Source organism: Mycobacterium sp. UNC410CL29Cvi84 (assembly GCF_000686745.1).
Taxonomy (GTDB): Bacteria; Actinomycetota; Actinomycetes; order Mycobacteriales; family Mycobacteriaceae; genus Mycobacterium; species Mycobacterium mucogenicum_B.
The window spans coordinates 211,140-227,384 of sequence record NZ_KK366011.1 but is presented as its reverse complement, the minus strand read 5'-3'; the positions used below and the strand labels follow the sequence as shown (position 1 = coordinate 227,384).

The 16,245-nt window shown below is 66.4% G+C and carries 15 protein-coding genes; 11 read left to right on the top strand and 4 right to left on the bottom strand.

The genetic code is table 11. From position 1 onward, the window contains the following. Window positions 1-95 precede the first annotated feature (95 nt). The 3 genes from BR47_RS0128050 to BR47_RS0128040 are packed head-to-tail and all read right to left on the bottom strand — an operon-like array spanning window position 96 to window position 3,504. Entirely contained in the window at window positions 96-470 is a 375-nt protein-coding gene (locus tag BR47_RS0128050; RefSeq protein WP_029121510.1) for a hypothetical protein, read from the bottom strand. A 60-nt stretch (window positions 471-530) separates the two neighbouring features. Next, window positions 531-1,850, bottom strand: a complete 1,320-nt coding sequence (locus BR47_RS0128045; RefSeq protein ID WP_029121509.1) for an acetyl-CoA hydrolase/transferase family protein — start codon at window positions 1,848-1,850, stop codon at window positions 531-533. 7 nt (window positions 1,851-1,857) lie between these two features. Next, on the bottom strand, window positions 1,858-3,504 hold the full coding sequence (locus tag BR47_RS0128040; protein ID WP_029121508.1) for an acyl-CoA synthetase: 1,647 nt from the start codon (window positions 3,502-3,504) through the stop codon (window positions 1,858-1,860). Window positions 3,505-3,809: 305 nt separating this feature from the next. Between BR47_RS0128040 and BR47_RS33950 the strand changes: the two genes are divergently transcribed. From BR47_RS33950 to BR47_RS0128005, 7 genes are read left to right on the top strand one after another with little or no spacing between them, the layout of a single operon-like run. Next, on the top strand, window positions 3,810-3,920 hold the full coding sequence (locus BR47_RS33950) for a potassium-transporting ATPase (RefSeq protein WP_231506798.1): 111 nt from the start codon (window positions 3,810-3,812) through the stop codon (window positions 3,918-3,920). Beyond that, window positions 3,917-4,006, top strand: coding sequence for a K+-transporting ATPase subunit F (locus tag BR47_RS33945; RefSeq protein WP_020099126.1), 90 nt, complete (start codon window positions 3,917-3,919; stop codon window positions 4,004-4,006). The genes BR47_RS33950 and BR47_RS33945 overlap by 4 nt, the downstream gene beginning before the upstream one ends. Further along, window positions 4,006-5,676, top strand: a complete 1,671-nt coding sequence (gene kdpA / locus BR47_RS0128025) for a potassium-transporting ATPase subunit KdpA (RefSeq protein ID WP_029121507.1) — start codon at window positions 4,006-4,008, stop codon at window positions 5,674-5,676. Before BR47_RS33945 ends, kdpA begins: the two co-directional genes overlap by 1 nt. Beyond that, the gene (gene kdpB, locus BR47_RS0128020) at window positions 5,676-7,778 is read left to right on the top strand and encodes a potassium-transporting ATPase subunit KdpB (RefSeq protein WP_029121506.1); all 2,103 of its coding nucleotides are present in this window, start codon (window positions 5,676-5,678) and stop codon (window positions 7,776-7,778) included. Before kdpA ends, kdpB begins: the two co-directional genes overlap by 1 nt. Before the next feature lie 2 nt (window positions 7,779-7,780). After that, window positions 7,781-8,668 (top strand): potassium-transporting ATPase subunit C, encoded by an 888-nt coding sequence (locus BR47_RS0128015; protein ID WP_029121505.1) that lies wholly within the window; start codon window positions 7,781-7,783, stop codon window positions 8,666-8,668. After that, window positions 8,668-11,196 carry a DUF4118 domain-containing protein gene (locus BR47_RS0128010; protein WP_020099122.1) on the top strand — a complete coding sequence of 843 codons (2,529 nt, stop codon included), beginning with the start codon at window positions 8,668-8,670 and terminating at the stop codon, window positions 11,194-11,196. Before BR47_RS0128015 ends, BR47_RS0128010 begins: the two co-directional genes overlap by 1 nt. Beyond that, the gene (locus tag BR47_RS0128005; RefSeq protein ID WP_020099121.1) at window positions 11,193-11,873 is read left to right on the top strand and encodes a response regulator; all 681 of its coding nucleotides are present in this window, start codon (window positions 11,193-11,195) and stop codon (window positions 11,871-11,873) included. Before BR47_RS0128010 ends, BR47_RS0128005 begins: the two co-directional genes overlap by 4 nt. 1 nt (window position 11,874) lies before the next feature. Here BR47_RS0128005 and BR47_RS0128000 read toward each other — a convergent pair whose 3' ends face one another. Further along, on the bottom strand, window positions 11,875-12,702 hold the full coding sequence (locus tag BR47_RS0128000) for a class I SAM-dependent methyltransferase (RefSeq protein WP_029121504.1): 828 nt from the start codon (window positions 12,700-12,702) through the stop codon (window positions 11,875-11,877). Window positions 12,703-12,959: 257 nt separating this feature from the next. Between BR47_RS0128000 and BR47_RS0127995 the strand changes: the two genes are divergently transcribed. The 4 genes from BR47_RS0127995 (at window position 12,960) to BR47_RS33940 (ending at window position 16,106) form a co-directional block, all read left to right on the top strand. After that, window positions 12,960-13,715 carry a cutinase family protein gene (locus BR47_RS0127995; protein ID WP_020099119.1) on the top strand — a complete coding sequence of 252 codons (756 nt, stop codon included), beginning with the start codon at window positions 12,960-12,962 and terminating at the stop codon, window positions 13,713-13,715. 494 nt (window positions 13,716-14,209) lie between these two features. Next, window positions 14,210-14,533 carry a WXG100 family type VII secretion target gene (locus BR47_RS0127990; RefSeq protein WP_029121503.1) on the top strand — a complete coding sequence of 108 codons (324 nt, stop codon included), beginning with the start codon at window positions 14,210-14,212 and terminating at the stop codon, window positions 14,531-14,533. Continuing rightward, a complete protein-coding gene (locus tag BR47_RS0127985; RefSeq protein WP_029121502.1) occupies window positions 14,533-14,817 on the top strand; it encodes a WXG100 family type VII secretion target in 285 nt (94 codons plus the stop codon). The genes BR47_RS0127990 and BR47_RS0127985 overlap by 1 nt, the downstream gene beginning before the upstream one ends. After that, entirely contained in the window at window positions 14,814-16,106 is a 1,293-nt protein-coding gene (locus BR47_RS33940; RefSeq protein WP_051635058.1) for a WXG100-like domain-containing protein, read from the top strand. The genes BR47_RS0127985 and BR47_RS33940 overlap by 4 nt, the downstream gene beginning before the upstream one ends. Window positions 16,107-16,245 lie beyond the last annotated feature (139 nt).

Here is a 16,245-nt window from a genome sequence, read left to right as displayed (position 1 = left end):
TATATGGGACCTCCGGTCCCACATGATTGTCAAGGGTCGCTCCACCGCCGAGCGTGAAGAAGATCGTCAATCGTGACCATCGAGTCCACGTTCGGCTAGCGGTCTCCCAAACCGAGATGCTGCCGGACCGCGCCGGTCTGGACGGCGTGCCACCCGAGGCGCGTCAAACCGACGTCGAAGCTGGAATGGCTCGACGGGACCAGGACCCGAAGCAGCAGACCCGAGCGTTCGAGCAACTGCATGGCCTCCGCGACGGCCCGCAGGTCGGGATTCTGGAAGACGTCACCGCGCGTGGAGACGCCCGCGGAGAACGCGCTACGGGGAGCGCGGGCGCCGGTGCGCAGCCATGACACGACGTCCGCCATCGCCGCCCGCTCACTGTCGAACGACGACTGCCCGAACATCGGCAAGATGGCGGCCGCGAGCTCAGCAACGGGCGCGGAGATCCACCACGGCTGGTCGCTCGTCATGGCGGCAGTGAATCACGAATCGCGTGCCTGCGCGGGCACACCGCCGAACGCGAGCCGGGACTAGCCGACCGGCGAACGTCCCTTCGCGGCGCGCAGTGCCGCCGCCAGCAGGGCGTCACGGAACTGCGGGTGGGCGATCGCGGCCAGTGCCTCACCGCGCTCCCGGACGGTCCTGCCTTCCAGTTCCGCGGCGCCGTATTCGGTGACGATGACGTCGACCTGCTGCCGCGGCGTGGTGATCACGGCTCCGGGTCCGAACCACGGCACGATCCGCGACCGCAATTCGCCGTCTTTCACGAAAGTCGACGGCAGACAGATGAGCGAGCGGTCCGACAGCTCCAGCCCGGCCCCGGCCACGAAGTCCTCGGCGCCGCCGATCCCGCTGAACTGTCCCCCGTCGATGGTGTCGGCGATCACCTGTCCCTGAATGTCCACTGCGAGTGCGCCATTGATGGAGATCATGTCCGTGTTCGCGGCGATCACCTCCGGCGAGTTGACGATGTCGACGGGCAGGAACGCGACGTCTCGGTTGTCGTCGAGCCACGAATAGAGCTCCTGCGACCCGAACGCGAAAGTCGTGACGCTGACACCGTCGTACTGGCCCTTGCCGGTGTTGGTGATCTTGCCCGCGCGGTGCAGGTGCATGCAGCCGTCGGTGAACATCTCGGTGTGCAGGCCGTACCCGGTGCCGTCGCCCTCGGCCAGCAAGGTGGCAATCTGGTTGGGAATTGCGCCGATTCCGGTCTGCAGCGTCGCCCCGGAACCGATGAAGCCGACTGCGTGCCGCGCGATCGACCGCTCGACCTCGGTCGGCGGCACATCGCCGCCGGGCAGGGCCAGCGGCCCGTCGGTCGAGCGCACGAGGATGTCGATCTCGTCGACGTGCAGGGCGTGCCGCCGCGAGCCGTACCCGAAAGTCCTTGGGTAGGAGTCGGATACCTCGACGATGAGGAGGCGCTCCGGATCCGCCCCGGCCCGGCGCAACTCGCCGACCGTCCCGCCGGCATGCAGCGACAGCGAGCACCAGCCGTCGGCATCGGGTGGTGTGGCGACGGTCGTCATCACCCGCGGTGCCTGCCGTTCCAGCAGTGGCGCGAACCGGCGGAAGTCCGCAGCGGCGAACTCGATGTCGGCGCCCATGTCCCGCAGCGCCCGCTCGATCGGCCCGTAGAAGCCGGAGACGTAGTGCACGCCCGGCCGCGAAAACAGTTCGGTCCCAACGGCCAGCAGCGCCCCGAACACCCGCAGATTCGACCAGTCCTGGCGTGCACCGAGCGCCCTCAGTAGCGCCGGAGGCTGGCCCGGGCCGAGCGTGATGCCCAGGGTGTCGACAGGCCCCAGCCGGGCAGCAGCCTGCTCGGCACTGAGTTCGGTTGGCATTGCCGCCCTAGACGTCCATCTCGATCAGCACGCGGCGCAGCAGCTTGCCGGTGGTGTTGCGCGGCAGCTCGTCGATGAACACCACGTCGCGCGGCACCTTGTGCCGAGCCAGGTTGTTCTTGACGAACGCCTTGATCTCATCGGCGTCCTGCGCAGCGCCCGGTTTTGAAACGATGAAGGCCCGCAACCGCTTTCCCCACTCGACGTCGTCGACCCCGACGACGGCCGCGTCGAAGATGTCGTCGCGCTCGGCCAGTAGTTCCTCGACTTCCTGCGGGAACACGTTCTCGCCGCCGGAGACGATCATGTCGTCGTCACGGCCGTCGACGAACAACAGCCCGTGGTCATCGAAGTGCCCCATGTCGCCGCTGGACATGTAACCGTCGATGATCTGCTTTGACCGGCCATCGGTATATCCGGCAAATGGGGCGCCATTACGGACGAAGATGCGGCCGCGCTTGTTGTTGCCGGTGATGCGCTTGTCGTTTTCGTCGTACAGCACCACCTCACACGTCACCGGCGCCCGTCCCGCGGTACCCGGGGCGAGCCGCAGTTCGGCCGGGGTGGCGACGCTCGCGATGGCGCATTCGGTTGAGCCGTACAGGTTGTGGAGCACATCGCCGAAGGTGTCCTGCACCCGGTTGGACAGTTCGGGGCTCAATGCCGACCCGGCGATCAGGATCGTTTTCAGCGACGAGGTGTCGTACTTGCCGATGACCTCGGGCCCCAGTTCGACGATCCGGTGCAGCATCGTGGGCACCGCGACGAGCATGTCGGCCTTGTGCTCGGCGATGAGCTGCAGGGTCCGCTCGGCGTTGAACCGGCGGGCGGTCACCACCTTGTTGCCCAACGCCGCGCCGACGGTGTAGGTCGCCCACCCGGTGCTGTGGAAGATCGGCGAGACGATCACCATGGTTCCCTTGCGCGGGAACGGAATTCGGTCGATGATCTGTGCCGTCGCCAACGGCGACACCGAGCTTCGCGGTGCACCCTTCGGCAGGCCCGTCGTCCCGCTGGTGAGGATGACGGAGCCACCCGCCTTGCTCGGCGGGGGCAGCGGTTCGGTGGAGTTGGCCGCGACGATCGCGTCGAGGGTCTGCGCCGACGCGGGCACGTCATGGCCCTCGTCCACCCAGGTCAACACGCGCGGCATGTCCGCCGGCAGCGCGTCGAGCAGGCCGAGGAACTCACTGTCATGCAGGACCACCTTGACGCCCTCGCGCTCACAGACCTGGGCGAACTGCGGCTTGGCGAAGCCGGTGTTCATCAGCACCAGCCGGGCCCCGAGCTTGCCGCACGCCACCATGGCCAGGATCAGGCCACGATGGTCGCGGCACAGCAGGCCGACCACGGAGCCTTCCGTCACGCCCAGGCTCTGCAGGCCGCGCGCGAGCGCCCAGGACTGATCGTTCACCTGCCGGTAGGTCAGCGTGCCACGTTCATCCACCAATGCCGGCAGACCCGCGTACTTACGTCCACCCTGAATGGCCATGGTCGCCTGCGGGCCGAATATCGGCGCATTCTTCGCGGTCTCGATCATGGCCCCGGGGTTGGCGAGGTCCAGGAAGCCGGTCTCGAACAGCCTGCGTACCGCGGTTGCGGATTCCGCTATGCGGCCCAGCTTCTGCTGCACTCCACCGACGACGTCCAACACCACATGCCTCCCGAGGTTTGAGGGGTGATCGGCCCCACACGCATGGCACGTTAGCCGGTTGTGCGCTCACGCGACATCAACTGCTTTCGACTCCCACCGGCCGGGCTGCCCGTAAATGCCCTGGCACCACCCGCTCGCGCTGTGCAAAACATCACATGACCAGGCATTTGTCGCGCCGCGCGCATCCTGGCCCCGGCGCTCGAAGCGGAAATCCGTAAAGGAAGCCGGGCAGGCCGTAAAGAAGGCGTCAAGATCGCCGGAAGCCCTCTCCCACGGGTCGATGCTGGCGAGGTCGCCGAGGGCCGGTGACCCGTTTACGTGTGGGAGAACCCATGTCTGTAGTGGTGTTCGTGGTGCTGACAGTGGCGATCTTCGCCCTGCTCGGCGTAATCCAGAAGGCGGTGGAACGCCTGTGAACTACGCCAACGCCATCGGCCTGGTGCTGTGTCTGGTCATCGCACTGTTCCTGGTCGCCGCACTGCTGTTTCCGGAGCGGTTCTAGTGAGCCCCACCGCCGCGGGAATCGCGTTCCTGCTCTCGTTGATCGTTGCGCTCGCCGCCGTCCATGTGCCGTTGGGCGACTACATGTTCCGCGTGTACACGTCCGAAAAGCACTCGCGTGCAGAACGTCTCATTTACAAGGTGATCGGCGCCGACCCGGAGGCCGAGCAGAACTGGGGCGCGTACGCCCGTAGCGCGCTCGCGTTCTCGGCCGTCTCACTGCTGTTCCTCTTCTCCTTCCAGCTGGTGCAGGGTGTACTGCCGCTGCACCTGCACGATCCGGCCACCCCGATGACGGCCGACCTGGCGTGGAACACCGCCGTCAGCTTCGTCACCAACACCAACTGGCAGGCCTACTCGGGTGAGACCACCCAGGGCCACCTGGTGCAGATGGCCGGTCTGTCGGTGCAGAACTTCGTGTCGGCTGCGGTCGGCATGGCCGTCGCGGTCGCACTAGTGCGCGGGTTCGCCCGCCGGCACGCCACCGAACTGGGCAACTTCTGGGTCGACCTGGTGCGCGGCACCATTCGAATCCTGTTGCCGGTGGCCGTCATTGCCGCGCTGATCCTCATCGCCGGCGGGGCCATCCAGAACTTCCACCTGCACGACCAGGTAGCAAGCACCCTGGCCGGTGCGCAGCAGACCCTCACCGGTGGTCCGGTGGCCAGCCAGGAAGTGATCAAGGAGCTGGGTACCAACGGTGGCGGTTTCTTCAACTCCAACTCGGCCCACCCGTTCGAGAACCCGACGGCCTGGACCGACTGGGTGGAGATCTTTCTGTTGCTGGTGATCTCGTTCTCGCTGCCGCGCACGTTCGGCCGCATGGTCGACAGCCGCAAGCAGGGATACGCGATCGTCGCCGTCATGGCGGTCCTGGCAATCATCAGCACCAGCCTCATGCTGGTGTTCCAGAACCAGCACCACGGCACCGTGCCCACCGCCATCGGCGCATCGATGGAAGGCGTGGAACAGCGCTTCGGCGTGGCCAATTCGGCAGTGTTCGCCAGCGCCACCACCCTGACCTCCACCGGTGCGGTGAACTCGTTCCACGACTCGTACACGTCCCTCGGCGGCCTGATGACGATGTTCAACATGCAGCTCGGTGAGGTCGCGCCGGGCGGTACCGGCTCCGGCCTGTACGGCATGCTGATCCTCGCGGTGATCACGGTGTTCGTGGCCGGCCTGATGGTCGGGCGCACACCGGAATACCTGGGCAAGAAGATCACCCCGCGGGAGATCAAGCTGGCCGCAAGCTATTTCCTCGTCACGCCGCTGATCGTCTTGACCGGCACCGCATTTGCGATGGCCCTCCCGGGTGAGCGCGCGGCGATGCTGAACTCGGGCCCGCACGGCCTGTCCGAAGTGCTGTACGCCTTCACCTCGGCGGCCAACAACAACGGCTCGGCGTTCGCGGGTCTGTCGGTCAATACCGTCTGGTACAACACGGCTTTGGGCCTGGCGATGCTCTTCGGCCGCTTCCTGCCGATGATCCTGGTGCTCGCTCTCGCCGGTTCACTGGCCAAACAGGGCAGCACGCCCCCGTCGATCGGCACGCTGCCGACGCACCGTCCGCAGTTCGTCGGCATGGTCGCCGGCGTGACGCTGATCCTCGTCGCCCTGACCTTCCTGCCGGCGCTGGCGCTCGGCCCCCTTGCTGAAGGAATCCACTGATGTCCGATACCGCTGTAAAGGGCGGCCTGCTCGACCCGAAGATGCTGTGGAAGTCCATGCCGGACGCCCTGCGCAAGCTGGACCCCCGCACCCTGTGGCGCAACCCGGTGATGTTCATCGTCGAGGTCGGCGCCGTCTGGTCGACGGTCCTGGCCGTGCTGAACTCCAGCTGGTTCGCCTGGCTGATCGTGTTCTGGCTCTGGCTGACAGTCGTTTTCGCCAACCTCGCCGAAGCCGTCGCCGAGGGACGCGGCAAGGCCCAGGCCGCCAGCCTGCGAAAAACCAAGTCCGACACCATGGCCCGCAAGCTGGTCGGGTGGGCGCCGGGCGGTGCCGGTACCGAAGAGGAGATCGCCGCTCCCCTGCTGCAGCAGGGCGACATCGTCGTCGTCGAGGCCGGTCAGGTCATCCCCGGTGACGGTGACGTCGTGGAAGGCATTGCCTCCGTGGACGAGTCGGCGATCACCGGCGAATCGGCGCCCGTCATCCGGGAGTCCGGCGGCGACCGGTCAGCTGTCACGGGCGGCACCACGGTGCTGTCCGACCGCATCGTCGTGCAGATCACCCAGAAGCCGGGCGAAAGCTTCGTCGACCGCATGATCGCTCTGGTCGAGGGCGCCAACCGCCAGAAGACCCCCAACGAGATCGCACTCAACATCCTGCTGGCCGCGCTGACGATCATCTTCGTGTTCGCCGTCGCGACGCTGCAGCCGCTGGCCATCTACTCGAAGGCCAACAACCCGGGCGTGCCCGACACCGAGGCGCTCGACGGCTTCGGCGTCACCGGCATCGTGATGGTCTCACTGCTGGTCTGTTTGATCCCCACCACGATCGGCGCACTGCTGTCGGCGATCGGCATCGCCGGCATGGACCGGCTCGTGCAGCGCAACGTGCTCGCCATGTCGGGTCGGGCCGTGGAAGCCGCCGGTGACGTCAACACCCTGCTGCTCGACAAGACCGGCACCATCACGCTCGGCAACCGGCAGGCCGCGGGCTTCATCCCGGTGCCCGGTATCACCGACGAGCAGCTCGCCGACGCCGCGCAGCTGTCGAGCCTCGCCGACGAGACACCTGAGGGCCGCTCAATCGTGGTGTATGCCAAGGAGACCCACGGCTTGCGGGCGCGCACCCCGGGCGAGTTGACCGACGCCACGTGGGTCGAGTTCACCGCACTGACGCGCATGTCCGGTGTCGATCTGCACGACGGCCAGAAGCTGCGCAAGGGCGCGGCCAATTCCGTCGCGGAGTGGATTCGGGGTCAGGGCGGCACCGTGCCCATCGAATTGGGCGACATCGTCGACGGCATCTCCGCGGCCGGCGGCACCCCGCTGGTGGTCGGTCGCGTCCAGGACGACAAGGCCGAAGTGCTGGGCGTCATCCATCTCAAGGACGTCGTCAAGCAGGGTATGCGTGAGCGGTTCGACGAGATGCGCAAGATGGGCATCCGCACCGTCATGATCACCGGAGATAACCCGTTGACCGCCAAGGCGATTGCAGACGAGGCCGGGGTCGACGACTTCCTGGCCGAGGCCACGCCCGAGGACAAGCTGGCGCTGATCAAGAAGGAGCAGGCCGGCGGCAAGCTCGTCGCGATGACCGGCGACGGCACCAACGACGCCCCCGCGCTGGCCCAGGCTGACGTCGGCGTCGCGATGAACACCGGCACCTCGGCGGCCAAAGAGGCCGGAAACATGGTCGACCTCGACTCGGACCCGACCAAGCTCATCGAGATCGTCGAGATCGGCAAGCAGCTGCTCATCACCCGCGGCGCCTTGACCACGTTCTCCATCGCCAACGACATCGCGAAGTACTTCGCGATCATCCCGGCGATGTTCGTGGCCCTGTTCCCGGGGCTCGATCTGCTGAACATCATGCGGTTGCACAGCCCGCAGTCGGCGATCCTGTCGGCGGTGATCTTCAACGCCCTCGTCATCATCGCGCTGATCCCGCTGTCTCTGCGGGGTGTGAGGTACACGCCCAGCAGTGCGTCAAAGCTCTTGAGCCGCAACCTTTACGTCTATGGCCTGGGCGGCATCATCGCCCCGTTCATCGGCATCAAACTCATCGACCTGCTCATCCAGTTCATCCCGGGGATGTCTTAATCATGAACATCGGCAACCTGATTCGCGTACACAGTGCCGCCCTGCGCGCGCTGCTCGTCCTGACCGTCATCACCGGCCTGGCCTACCCGGTCCTCGTCTGGGCCATCGCCCAGCTGCCTGGACTCAAGGACAAGGCCGACGGCTCACTCGTCACGGTCAACGGCAAGGTCGTCGGCAGCTCCCTGATCGGCCAGCTGTTCACCGATGCCAAAGGCAATGCGCTGCCGCAGTATTTCCAGAGCCGGCCGTCCAACGCCGGCACCGGGTACGACCCGATGGCCAGCGGCGCGGGCAATCTCGGCCCCGAGAGCATCGTCGATGCGCCCAACAAGCCGAGCCTGCTGACCCAGGTGTGCACCCGCAGCTACGCCGTCGCCGAGGCCGAGGGCCTGGATCACGCGGCCGGCGCCCGCCCGTTCTGCACCGCCGACGGCGTGGGCGCGGTGCTGTCGGTGATCGGCCCGCGGGACGCCACCGGCAACGTCTCCCACCCCACCAAGGTGGTCAGCGTCAATCAGCCGTGCGCCACCACCAAGGTGCCCTTCCTGGCGACGTACGAGAGCGTGCGCGTCGAATGCGCCACGGACGGCGCGGATTACACCGCCGGGCAGATCGTCGCCATCCGCGGCGCTGCCCCGGCCGATCCGCAGGTGCCGGCCGATGCCGTCACCGCCAGCGGCAGTGGCCTGGACCCCGACATCTCGACCGACTACGCCGACCTGCAGGTGGACCGGGTCGCGAAGGCGCGACACCTTTCCGCCGACCAGGTCCGGGCGTTGGTGCGCGACAACACCGCCGGCCGCGCTCTGGGCTTCATGGGTGAGCCGCGGGTCAACGTCCTGCAGCTGAATCTCGCGTTGGACCAGAAGTACCCAGCCCGTATTGGATGATGGGAGACATGGGAACGCCGGACAAGCGGGGCGAGCTACGCATCTACCTGGGTGCGGCCCCTGGCGTGGGCAAGACCTTCTCGATGCTCGGCGAGGCGCATCGTCGCCTCGAACGTGGCACCGACGTCGTCGCGGCTGTGGTGGAAACGCACGGCCGCAAGAAGACGGCCGAGGCGATGGAGGGCATCGAACGGATCCCGCCGCGGTTCATCGACTACCGCGGCGGGACGTTCGCCGAGCTGGATGTCCCCGCCGTGCTGGCCCGCCACCCCGAGGTGGTGCTGGTCGACGAACTGGCGCACAGCAATACGCCCGGCAGCAAGAACGCCAAACGCTGGCAGGACGTCGAAGAGCTGCTCGACGCCGGCATCACCGTCATCTCCACCGTCAACGTCCAGCACCTGGAAAGCCTCAACGACGTCGTCGCCCAGATCACCGGCATCGAGCAACAGGAGACGGTGCCGGACTCCGTGGTGCGCAGCGCCGCCCAGATCGAACTGGTCGACATCACGCCGGAAGCCCTGCGCCGCAGGCTCTCCCATGGCAACGTGTACGCACCTGAACGCGTCGACGCAGCGCTGTCCAACTACTTCCGGCAGGGCAACCTCACCGCCCTGCGCGAGCTGGCACTGCTGTGGCTGGCCGACCAGGTCGACGCCGCGCTCGCGAAATACCGCGCCGAGCACAATATTTCGGACACCTGGGAGGCCCGCGAACGCGTCGTCGTGGCGGTCACCGGCGGCCCCGAATCCGAGACCCTGGTACGGCGCGCGTCGCGCATCGCCTCTAAATCCAGCGCCGAACTGATGGTGGTGCACGTCGTCCGCGGCGACGGCCTCACGGGCGTCTCCGCCCCGCAGATGGGCAAGGTGCGTGAGCTGACGGCCAGCCTCGGCGCCACGCTGCACACCGTCGTCGGCGGCAGTGACGGTGACGTCCCCAGTGCCCTATTGGATTTCGCGCGCGAGATGAACGCGACCCAGCTGGTGCTGGGCACGTCACGGCGGTCGCGGTGGGCCCGGCTGTTCGACGAGGGCATCGGCGCCAAGACCGTCCAGAACTCCGGCAAGATCGACGTGCACATGGTCACCCATGAGCAGTCCCAGCCCGGCTGGTCGTGGTCGACGGCGACCCGCGGGCAGCGGCACCTGGCGTCGTGGCTGGCCGCCATCGTTGTGCCCGCCGTCATCACCGCCGTCACCGCGCTGCTGGATCCGTTCCTGCACATCGGCGGCGAGAGCGCGGTGTTCTTCATCGGCGTGCTGGTTGTCGCGCTGCTCGGTGGCGTCGCCCCGGCCGCCCTGTCGGCCGTGCTGTCGGGCCTGCTGCTCAACTACTTCTTCGTCGCGCCGCGGTACAGCTTCACCATCGCCGACCCCGACAGCGCCCTGACCATCGTGGTGCTGCTGGCCGTCGCGGTCGCTGTCGCCGCGCTGGTCGACGGCGCCGCCAAACGGTCCCGGGAAGCCCGGCACGCGTCGCAGGAAGCCGAGCTGCTGGCCCTGTTCGCCGGCAGCGTGCTACGCGGCGCCGACCTGACCACGCTGCTCGAACGCGTCCGCGAGACGTATGCGCAGCGGGCCGTCAGCCTGCTGCACGAAGAGGACGGCATCGTCGCCTGCGTCGGCAAAGACCCCTGTGTGACAGTCGATTCCGCCGACACCGCCATCGAGGTCAGCGACGATGAATACTGGCTGCTGATGGCGGGCCGCAAGACCGAGGCCCGCGACCGCCGGGTGCTGGGCGCCGTCGCGCGGCAGGCGGCGGGACTGGTGCGCCAGCGCGCCCTGGCCGAGGAAGCCGGCCGCGCCGAAGCGCTGGCCAAGGCCGACGAGCTGCGCCGCTCCCTGCTGAGCGCCGTCAGCCACGATCTGCGCACCCCGCTGGCCGCGGCCAAGGCGGCGGTGTCGAGCCTGCGCAGCGAGGACGTCGGGTTCTCACCCGAGGACACCGCCGAACTGCTGGCCACCGTCGAGGAATCGGTCGACCAGCTGACCGCCTTGGTGGGCAATCTGCTCGACTCGTCGCGACTGGCCGCCGGGGTGGTGAAACCGGAGCTGCGGCGGGTGTACATGGAAGAGGTCGTGCAGCGGGCGCTGCTCGGAATCAGCCGTGGAGCAACCGGTTACGCGAACCGTGGGCTCGACCGGGTCAAGGTCGAAGTGGGCGACGCCGTCGCGCTCGCCGATGCGGGCCTGCTGGAGCGGGTGCTGGTCAACCTCATCGACAACGCGCTGCGGTACTCGGCGGGCAGCGTGGTGCGCGTGAATGCCGGACAGGTCGGCGAGCGGGTGCTCATCACCATCGTCGACGAGGGGCCCGGCATTCCGCGCGGCGCCGAGGAGGAACTGTTCGCGCCGTTCCAGCGGCTCGGCGATCATGACAACAGCACCGGTGTGGGACTTGGCCTTTCGGTGGCGCGAGGTTTTGTCGAAGCGATGGGTGGCACCATTTCTGCCACCGACACCCCCGGCGGCGGGCTGACCGTCGTGGTTGACCTGGCAGCCGCCGGAAAGGATCGGGCGTGACACGGGTTCTGGTCATCGACGACGAACCACAGATTCTGCGGGCCCTGCGCATCAACCTGTCGGTGCGCGGTTACGACGTCTCTGTCGCCGCCACCGGCGCCGAGGCGCTGAAGTCGGCCGCCGAGCACAAGCCCGACGTGGTGATCCTGGACCTCGGCCTGCCCGACATGTCCGGCATCGACGTACTGGCCGGGCTGCGCGGCTGGCTCACCGCGCCCGTCATCGTGCTGTCGGCGCGCACCGACTCGATGGACAAGGTCGAGGCCCTCGACGCGGGCGCCGACGACTACGTCACCAAACCGTTCGGCATGGACGAGTTCCTGGCCCGGCTCCGCGCCGCGGTGCGCCGTGGGGCGGCAGCGTCCGAGACCGACGAGCCCGTCGTCGAGACGTCTTCTTTCACGGTCGATCTGGCGGCCAAGCGGGTCACGCGCAGCGGCAACGAGGTGCACCTGACGCCCACCGAGTGGGGCATGTTGGAGATGCTGGTGCGCAACCGCGGCAAGCTCGTGGGCCGCGAGGAACTGCTCAAGGAAGTGTGGGGGCCGGCCTACGCCAAGGAGACCCACTACCTACGGGTGTATCTCGCGCAGCTGCGTCGCAAGCTCGAGGTCGACCCGTCACACCCCAAGCACCTGCTGACCGAAGCCGGGATGGGCTATCGCTTCCAGGAGTAGGTCAGCGTTTCACCGCTTGCAGGGTGTAGGTCATCGGCACCCGGTCACGCCCGTGGGCGAGCACGTACTCCTCCGCGAAATCAGGGCTGGGAATCATCGCCTCGCCCAACGGGTTCCATGGCACCTCGCGGTGTTCCTCCAGCGCGGTGACGGTAAGTCCGGCCGCGGTGAGGGCGGTGAAGATCTCCCCGAGACCGTGGTTGAAGTTGACCGACTCCGGCGCCGCGATGACACCCGAGCCCGCGTAGCTCTCGTCGTCGACGAAAACCGTTCCCGCCGTCTCGAAGTACGGGTATTCCAGAACCAGCAGTCCGTCGGGTCGGGGGTCGCACATCGCCCACAGCACCGGGTGGCCCTCACGCATGAACAGCCGGCCTCCCGGCCGCAGCAGATCAGCGACGACGGCCGCCCACTGGCGGATGTCGGGCAACCAGCACAGGGCGCCGATGCCGGTATAGATCACGTCGCAGCACGCCGCACCGAGCGCGCTGACCGCCCCGTCTACATCAGATTCGACGAAGCGCACGTCCGCATCGGCCCGACGGCTCAGGGCGCGGCCCGCGTCGAGCGCGGCGGGCGAGAAGTCCAGGCCGGTGACCGACCGGGCGCCGAGCCGGGCCAGCGACACCGTGTCGGTCCCGATGTGGCACTGCAGGTGCACCACGTCGCTGCCGTCCAACCGCCCGAGCCGCGGCAGGTCGTAACGCACTACGGCCGAAAGGTATTCGGGGTCGTCGAAGGCCGCCAGATCGTATCCGTCGGGCGCCGTGTGCAGCGGTACCCGCGCCTCCCAGTTCGCCAGGTTCATGCTGTGCCAGTCGTCGATCACGGCTTCATCCTCACAATTCGGCGCACACAGTTCGACTGATTTTTATCCGCCACCGGGTCCACCAACCGCGCTTCCCGTGGCGCGAACGACGACACCCTGATTTGCGCGGCCCGAGGCCAACGCATCAGAGCCCGCAGATCATCCCCGATGCTTAGTTGCCCTACGTATGCGGTACGTCACACCGCCCGCCGGAATCGCAGCTCGCTCGTTCGGCTTATACCAGGCAACTGGTACTTCCAAGGGACGGGGAAAACAACATGAGCGCCATTCGTAACGCGGCCGGCAAGGTGGCACTGACCGCCGTGGCCGCCTTCACGATCATCGCCGGCGCCATCGCCGGCCCGGTCGCCACGGCCAACGCCGCCGACGACTCCTGTGCCAACGTCGAGGTCGTCTTCGCCCGCGGCACTTTCGAAGGCCCTGGCGTCGGTGCCACCGGCCAAGCCTTCGTCGACGCATTGAACGCCCGGATGCCCGGCCGCAACATCGACGCCTACGGCGTGAACTACCCGGCCTCGCTGGACTTCGGTGCAGCCGCCGACGGCGTCGCCGACGCCACCAACCGCATCGAGTCCATCGCGGCCTCGTGCCCCGCCACCAAGATCGTGATCGGTGGTTACTCGCAGGGCGCGGCCGTCGCCGGCTACAGCACCATGAGCAGCGTTCCCGCCGGATTCGTCCTGCCCGCCGGCATCTCCGGCCCGATGCCTGCCTCGGTCGCGTCGCACGTCGCCGCCGTCGTCCTGTTCGGTACCCCCAGCCCGTTCGTGCTGAGCGTCGCCGACCGCACCGCGCCCGCCATCAACATCGGCAGCGCCTACGCCGGCAAGACCATCCAGCTGTGCGCCCCCGGCGACCCGATCTGCGGCGGCGGCCTGGATCGTTCCGCCCACAGTGCCTACAAGTTCAACGGCATGGCCAACCAGGCCGCGGACTTCGTCGCCCGCCAGCTGGGTGCGCCCGCCGCTCCGGCAGCCCCGATGGTCCAGGCGTCGGACGACACAGCCAACTGAATCACCCCCCTGCCGACGGCCGGAAGTCAGTCTCACGAGGACTGGTTCCGGCCGTCGGTCTGTCATGGCACCGTCCAGGCCCCTCTGCGACCTTCACTCCGCCCCGCGATCGAACTATGGTGAGGTAGTCATATCTCGATAAGCCGAGACAACAGGGGTGATCAGTAATGAAGGTTTCCACCAAGAACGTGTCGACCTGTGGCTGTCAGTGCAACGCCTGCCGCGACGGACACCACTGCCACAACCGCCCGAACTGCAAGGTCTAGCTACCACTTCTATCCCAACGCGACGAGCTAGGACGCACGTCGTGTTGCGGTAGAGGCCAGTCGTTTACGAATCCCCCTTTGGTGCGAACTTGACGCGCCGGAGGGGGATTTTCGTCGTTCGACTGCGTGTGTCTGGCATCAGCCACCTGAAATTTTGGCGCAGGGGCCGGCCCGTCGCTTCTCTTAAGATTGTTGAGGGGACTTGTCTTTGACGCCAATAGGGGCGCAGTGAAACAGCTGACGGTAGATACCGACGCGGCTTTGAACGCGGCACAGGGCGTGAGCACTGATGCGGCGGAACTCAGACAAGAGCTGGCACGCCTCGAGCGCGAATGGCAGGACATCGCACACGGCTGGAAAGGCTCAGCCGCGAGTGCCTACACCGCGCTATGGGAGCAGTGGCACGACGGAGCCACCAAGGTCGTTCAGTCGGTGACCGAGTCCGCACAAAAGCTGAATCAAGCGGCCGTGCTCTACACACAGCAGGACGAAGAATCCGGCCACGTGGTGCGGTCCGCATCACCCCATCTCACTGCAGAAATGGGTCTGTGATGCGGTACAAGGTCGAGCTGAACGAACTCGAGCGATTCGTCGAAAAGCTGCAAGCGTTCGAACGGCATGCCGAGACCGTCACCGCGCGGATCGACGGACAGGTCGCTCACCTACACACCAGCTGGTCCGGCGATGCCGCCGACGCGCACCGGGCCCAGCACGATAAATGGGTCGCGGCGGCAGCAGAAATGCGGGAGGCGCTGACCGGCTTACGTGAGGCCGCGCACAACGCTCACCGCAACTACACCGAGGCGGCCGCAATGAACGTGTCGATGCTGACGTGACTCAAGACGTCGATCCACAGACCTACTACGACGTTGGCAAGGGCCTTTATGAAAAGGCCGGCACTGTCTACAACGCGTTCAAAACCAGCGTCGCAACGCTGGGCGAGACAGGCTCGATGGCCGGAAGTACCGATGACGGAAAAGCCTGGGCCCAGTCCTACGACAGCCGGGCCGCCGATGTGCTCGGTGCGGTCAACGACCTGACGAAAGCACTGGAGAACTACGGCGGCGTCATCATCCAGGCGGGCTACAACCACGCCATGGCCGAGTACAACGCGAACCCGACTCGAAAGGGCGCGCCGCCGGTGCGTCCCGCCGACCCAGCAAGTGTCGCCGGCGAACTGACTACGCCACCGTCGGCGGGCGGCCCCGGAACCGGTTTGATCGAGAACATCGGCGTACTCGAGCACATTGGCATTCCCGTGCCCGACGGTGACACCGACAAGCTCGACAAGGCATCGACTGCCTGGAATCAGCTCGCCACGGGCCCAGGCACGACAGCAGTCGTAACGGCACTCAGCGGTAACGCTGCGAAGTTCCGGGATACCAAGTCGCCCGAGGTCGACTACATCGTCAAAGACCTCGATGAACTGCACCGAGCCGCCGATGCGATCCTCGGTAGCTGCGCTGAACTGGCCCAGTCATGCTCCGAATACAAGACGTCGCTCGATGAGCTCCGCACCAAGATGAAGGAGACCGTCGAAGACCTCGTTGAAGAGCTCGCGATCAGCGCCGCCATCGGCATCGCGACGGCATTTCTCAGCGCGGGAGTCGGTGCCTTCGCCGCCACCGCCAAAGCCGCCGCGTCGATCAAGAAATACGCCGGGATCATCCGCGGGTTCATCGAAACCTGGAAGATTTCGAAGAACATCAAGTCGGGCGTGAAGAAGGTCCACGACGTGCAGGGCGTCCGAAAAGGCCTGGAACGCATCAAGAATCTTGGGAAGAAGGGAAAGGGCGAGGAACCAAAACCCGCTCCGAAGCCAGTCCCGAAAGGTAAACTCTCCGAATACTTTGAAGGCGGAAACACTCCGAAAGCGAGCGAACTCGAAGACTATGCGCTTTCGCAGGGCTGGACAAAGACCCAAACACCCAATGGCCCTCCTAAGTATGTCGATGAAAATGGCGTTGTCCGGATGACCATCAAGCAGGGAAGCCCGCGCACCCCAGGTAGCGAAATGCCACACGTCGAGCTCCGGGACGCAACCGGGCAACGAATCGATCCGTCCGGAAACCCGGTAACAAGAAATAGTCCAGATAACCACACTCCGATCCAATGGGACTGGTGACACCATTACCGAATACAGCCAAATTCCCGATCTTCGCAACGTCTACCTCGAAGACAGTTATGTCCTGGCAATTAAGGAACAACCCGACGCCATTACATTTCAACTCGATGCGGTACTAACTCCAGGACATCCTGATTAC

What these genes read in the sequence shown, in the direction of transcription:
- BR47_RS0128050 (WP_029121510.1), bottom strand. Translation starts at nt 470, where the DNA reads ATGACGAGCGACCAGCCGTGGTGGATCTCCGCGCCCGTTGCTGAGCTC.
- BR47_RS0128045 (WP_029121509.1), bottom strand. Translation starts at nt 1,850, where the DNA reads ATGCCAACCGAACTCAGTGCCGAGCAGGCTGCTGCCCGGCTGGGGCCT.
- kdpB (WP_029121506.1), top strand. Translation starts at nt 5,676, where the DNA reads ATGTCCGATACCGCTGTAAAGGGCGGCCTGCTCGACCCGAAGATGCTG.
- BR47_RS0128015 (WP_029121505.1), top strand. Translation starts at nt 7,781, where the DNA reads ATGAACATCGGCAACCTGATTCGCGTACACAGTGCCGCCCTGCGCGCG.
- BR47_RS0128010 (WP_020099122.1), top strand. Translation starts at nt 8,668, where the DNA reads ATGGGAGACATGGGAACGCCGGACAAGCGGGGCGAGCTACGCATCTAC.
- BR47_RS0127995 (WP_020099119.1), top strand. Translation starts at nt 12,960, where the DNA reads ATGAGCGCCATTCGTAACGCGGCCGGCAAGGTGGCACTGACCGCCGTG.
- BR47_RS0127985 (WP_029121502.1), top strand. Translation starts at nt 14,533, where the DNA reads ATGCGGTACAAGGTCGAGCTGAACGAACTCGAGCGATTCGTCGAAAAG.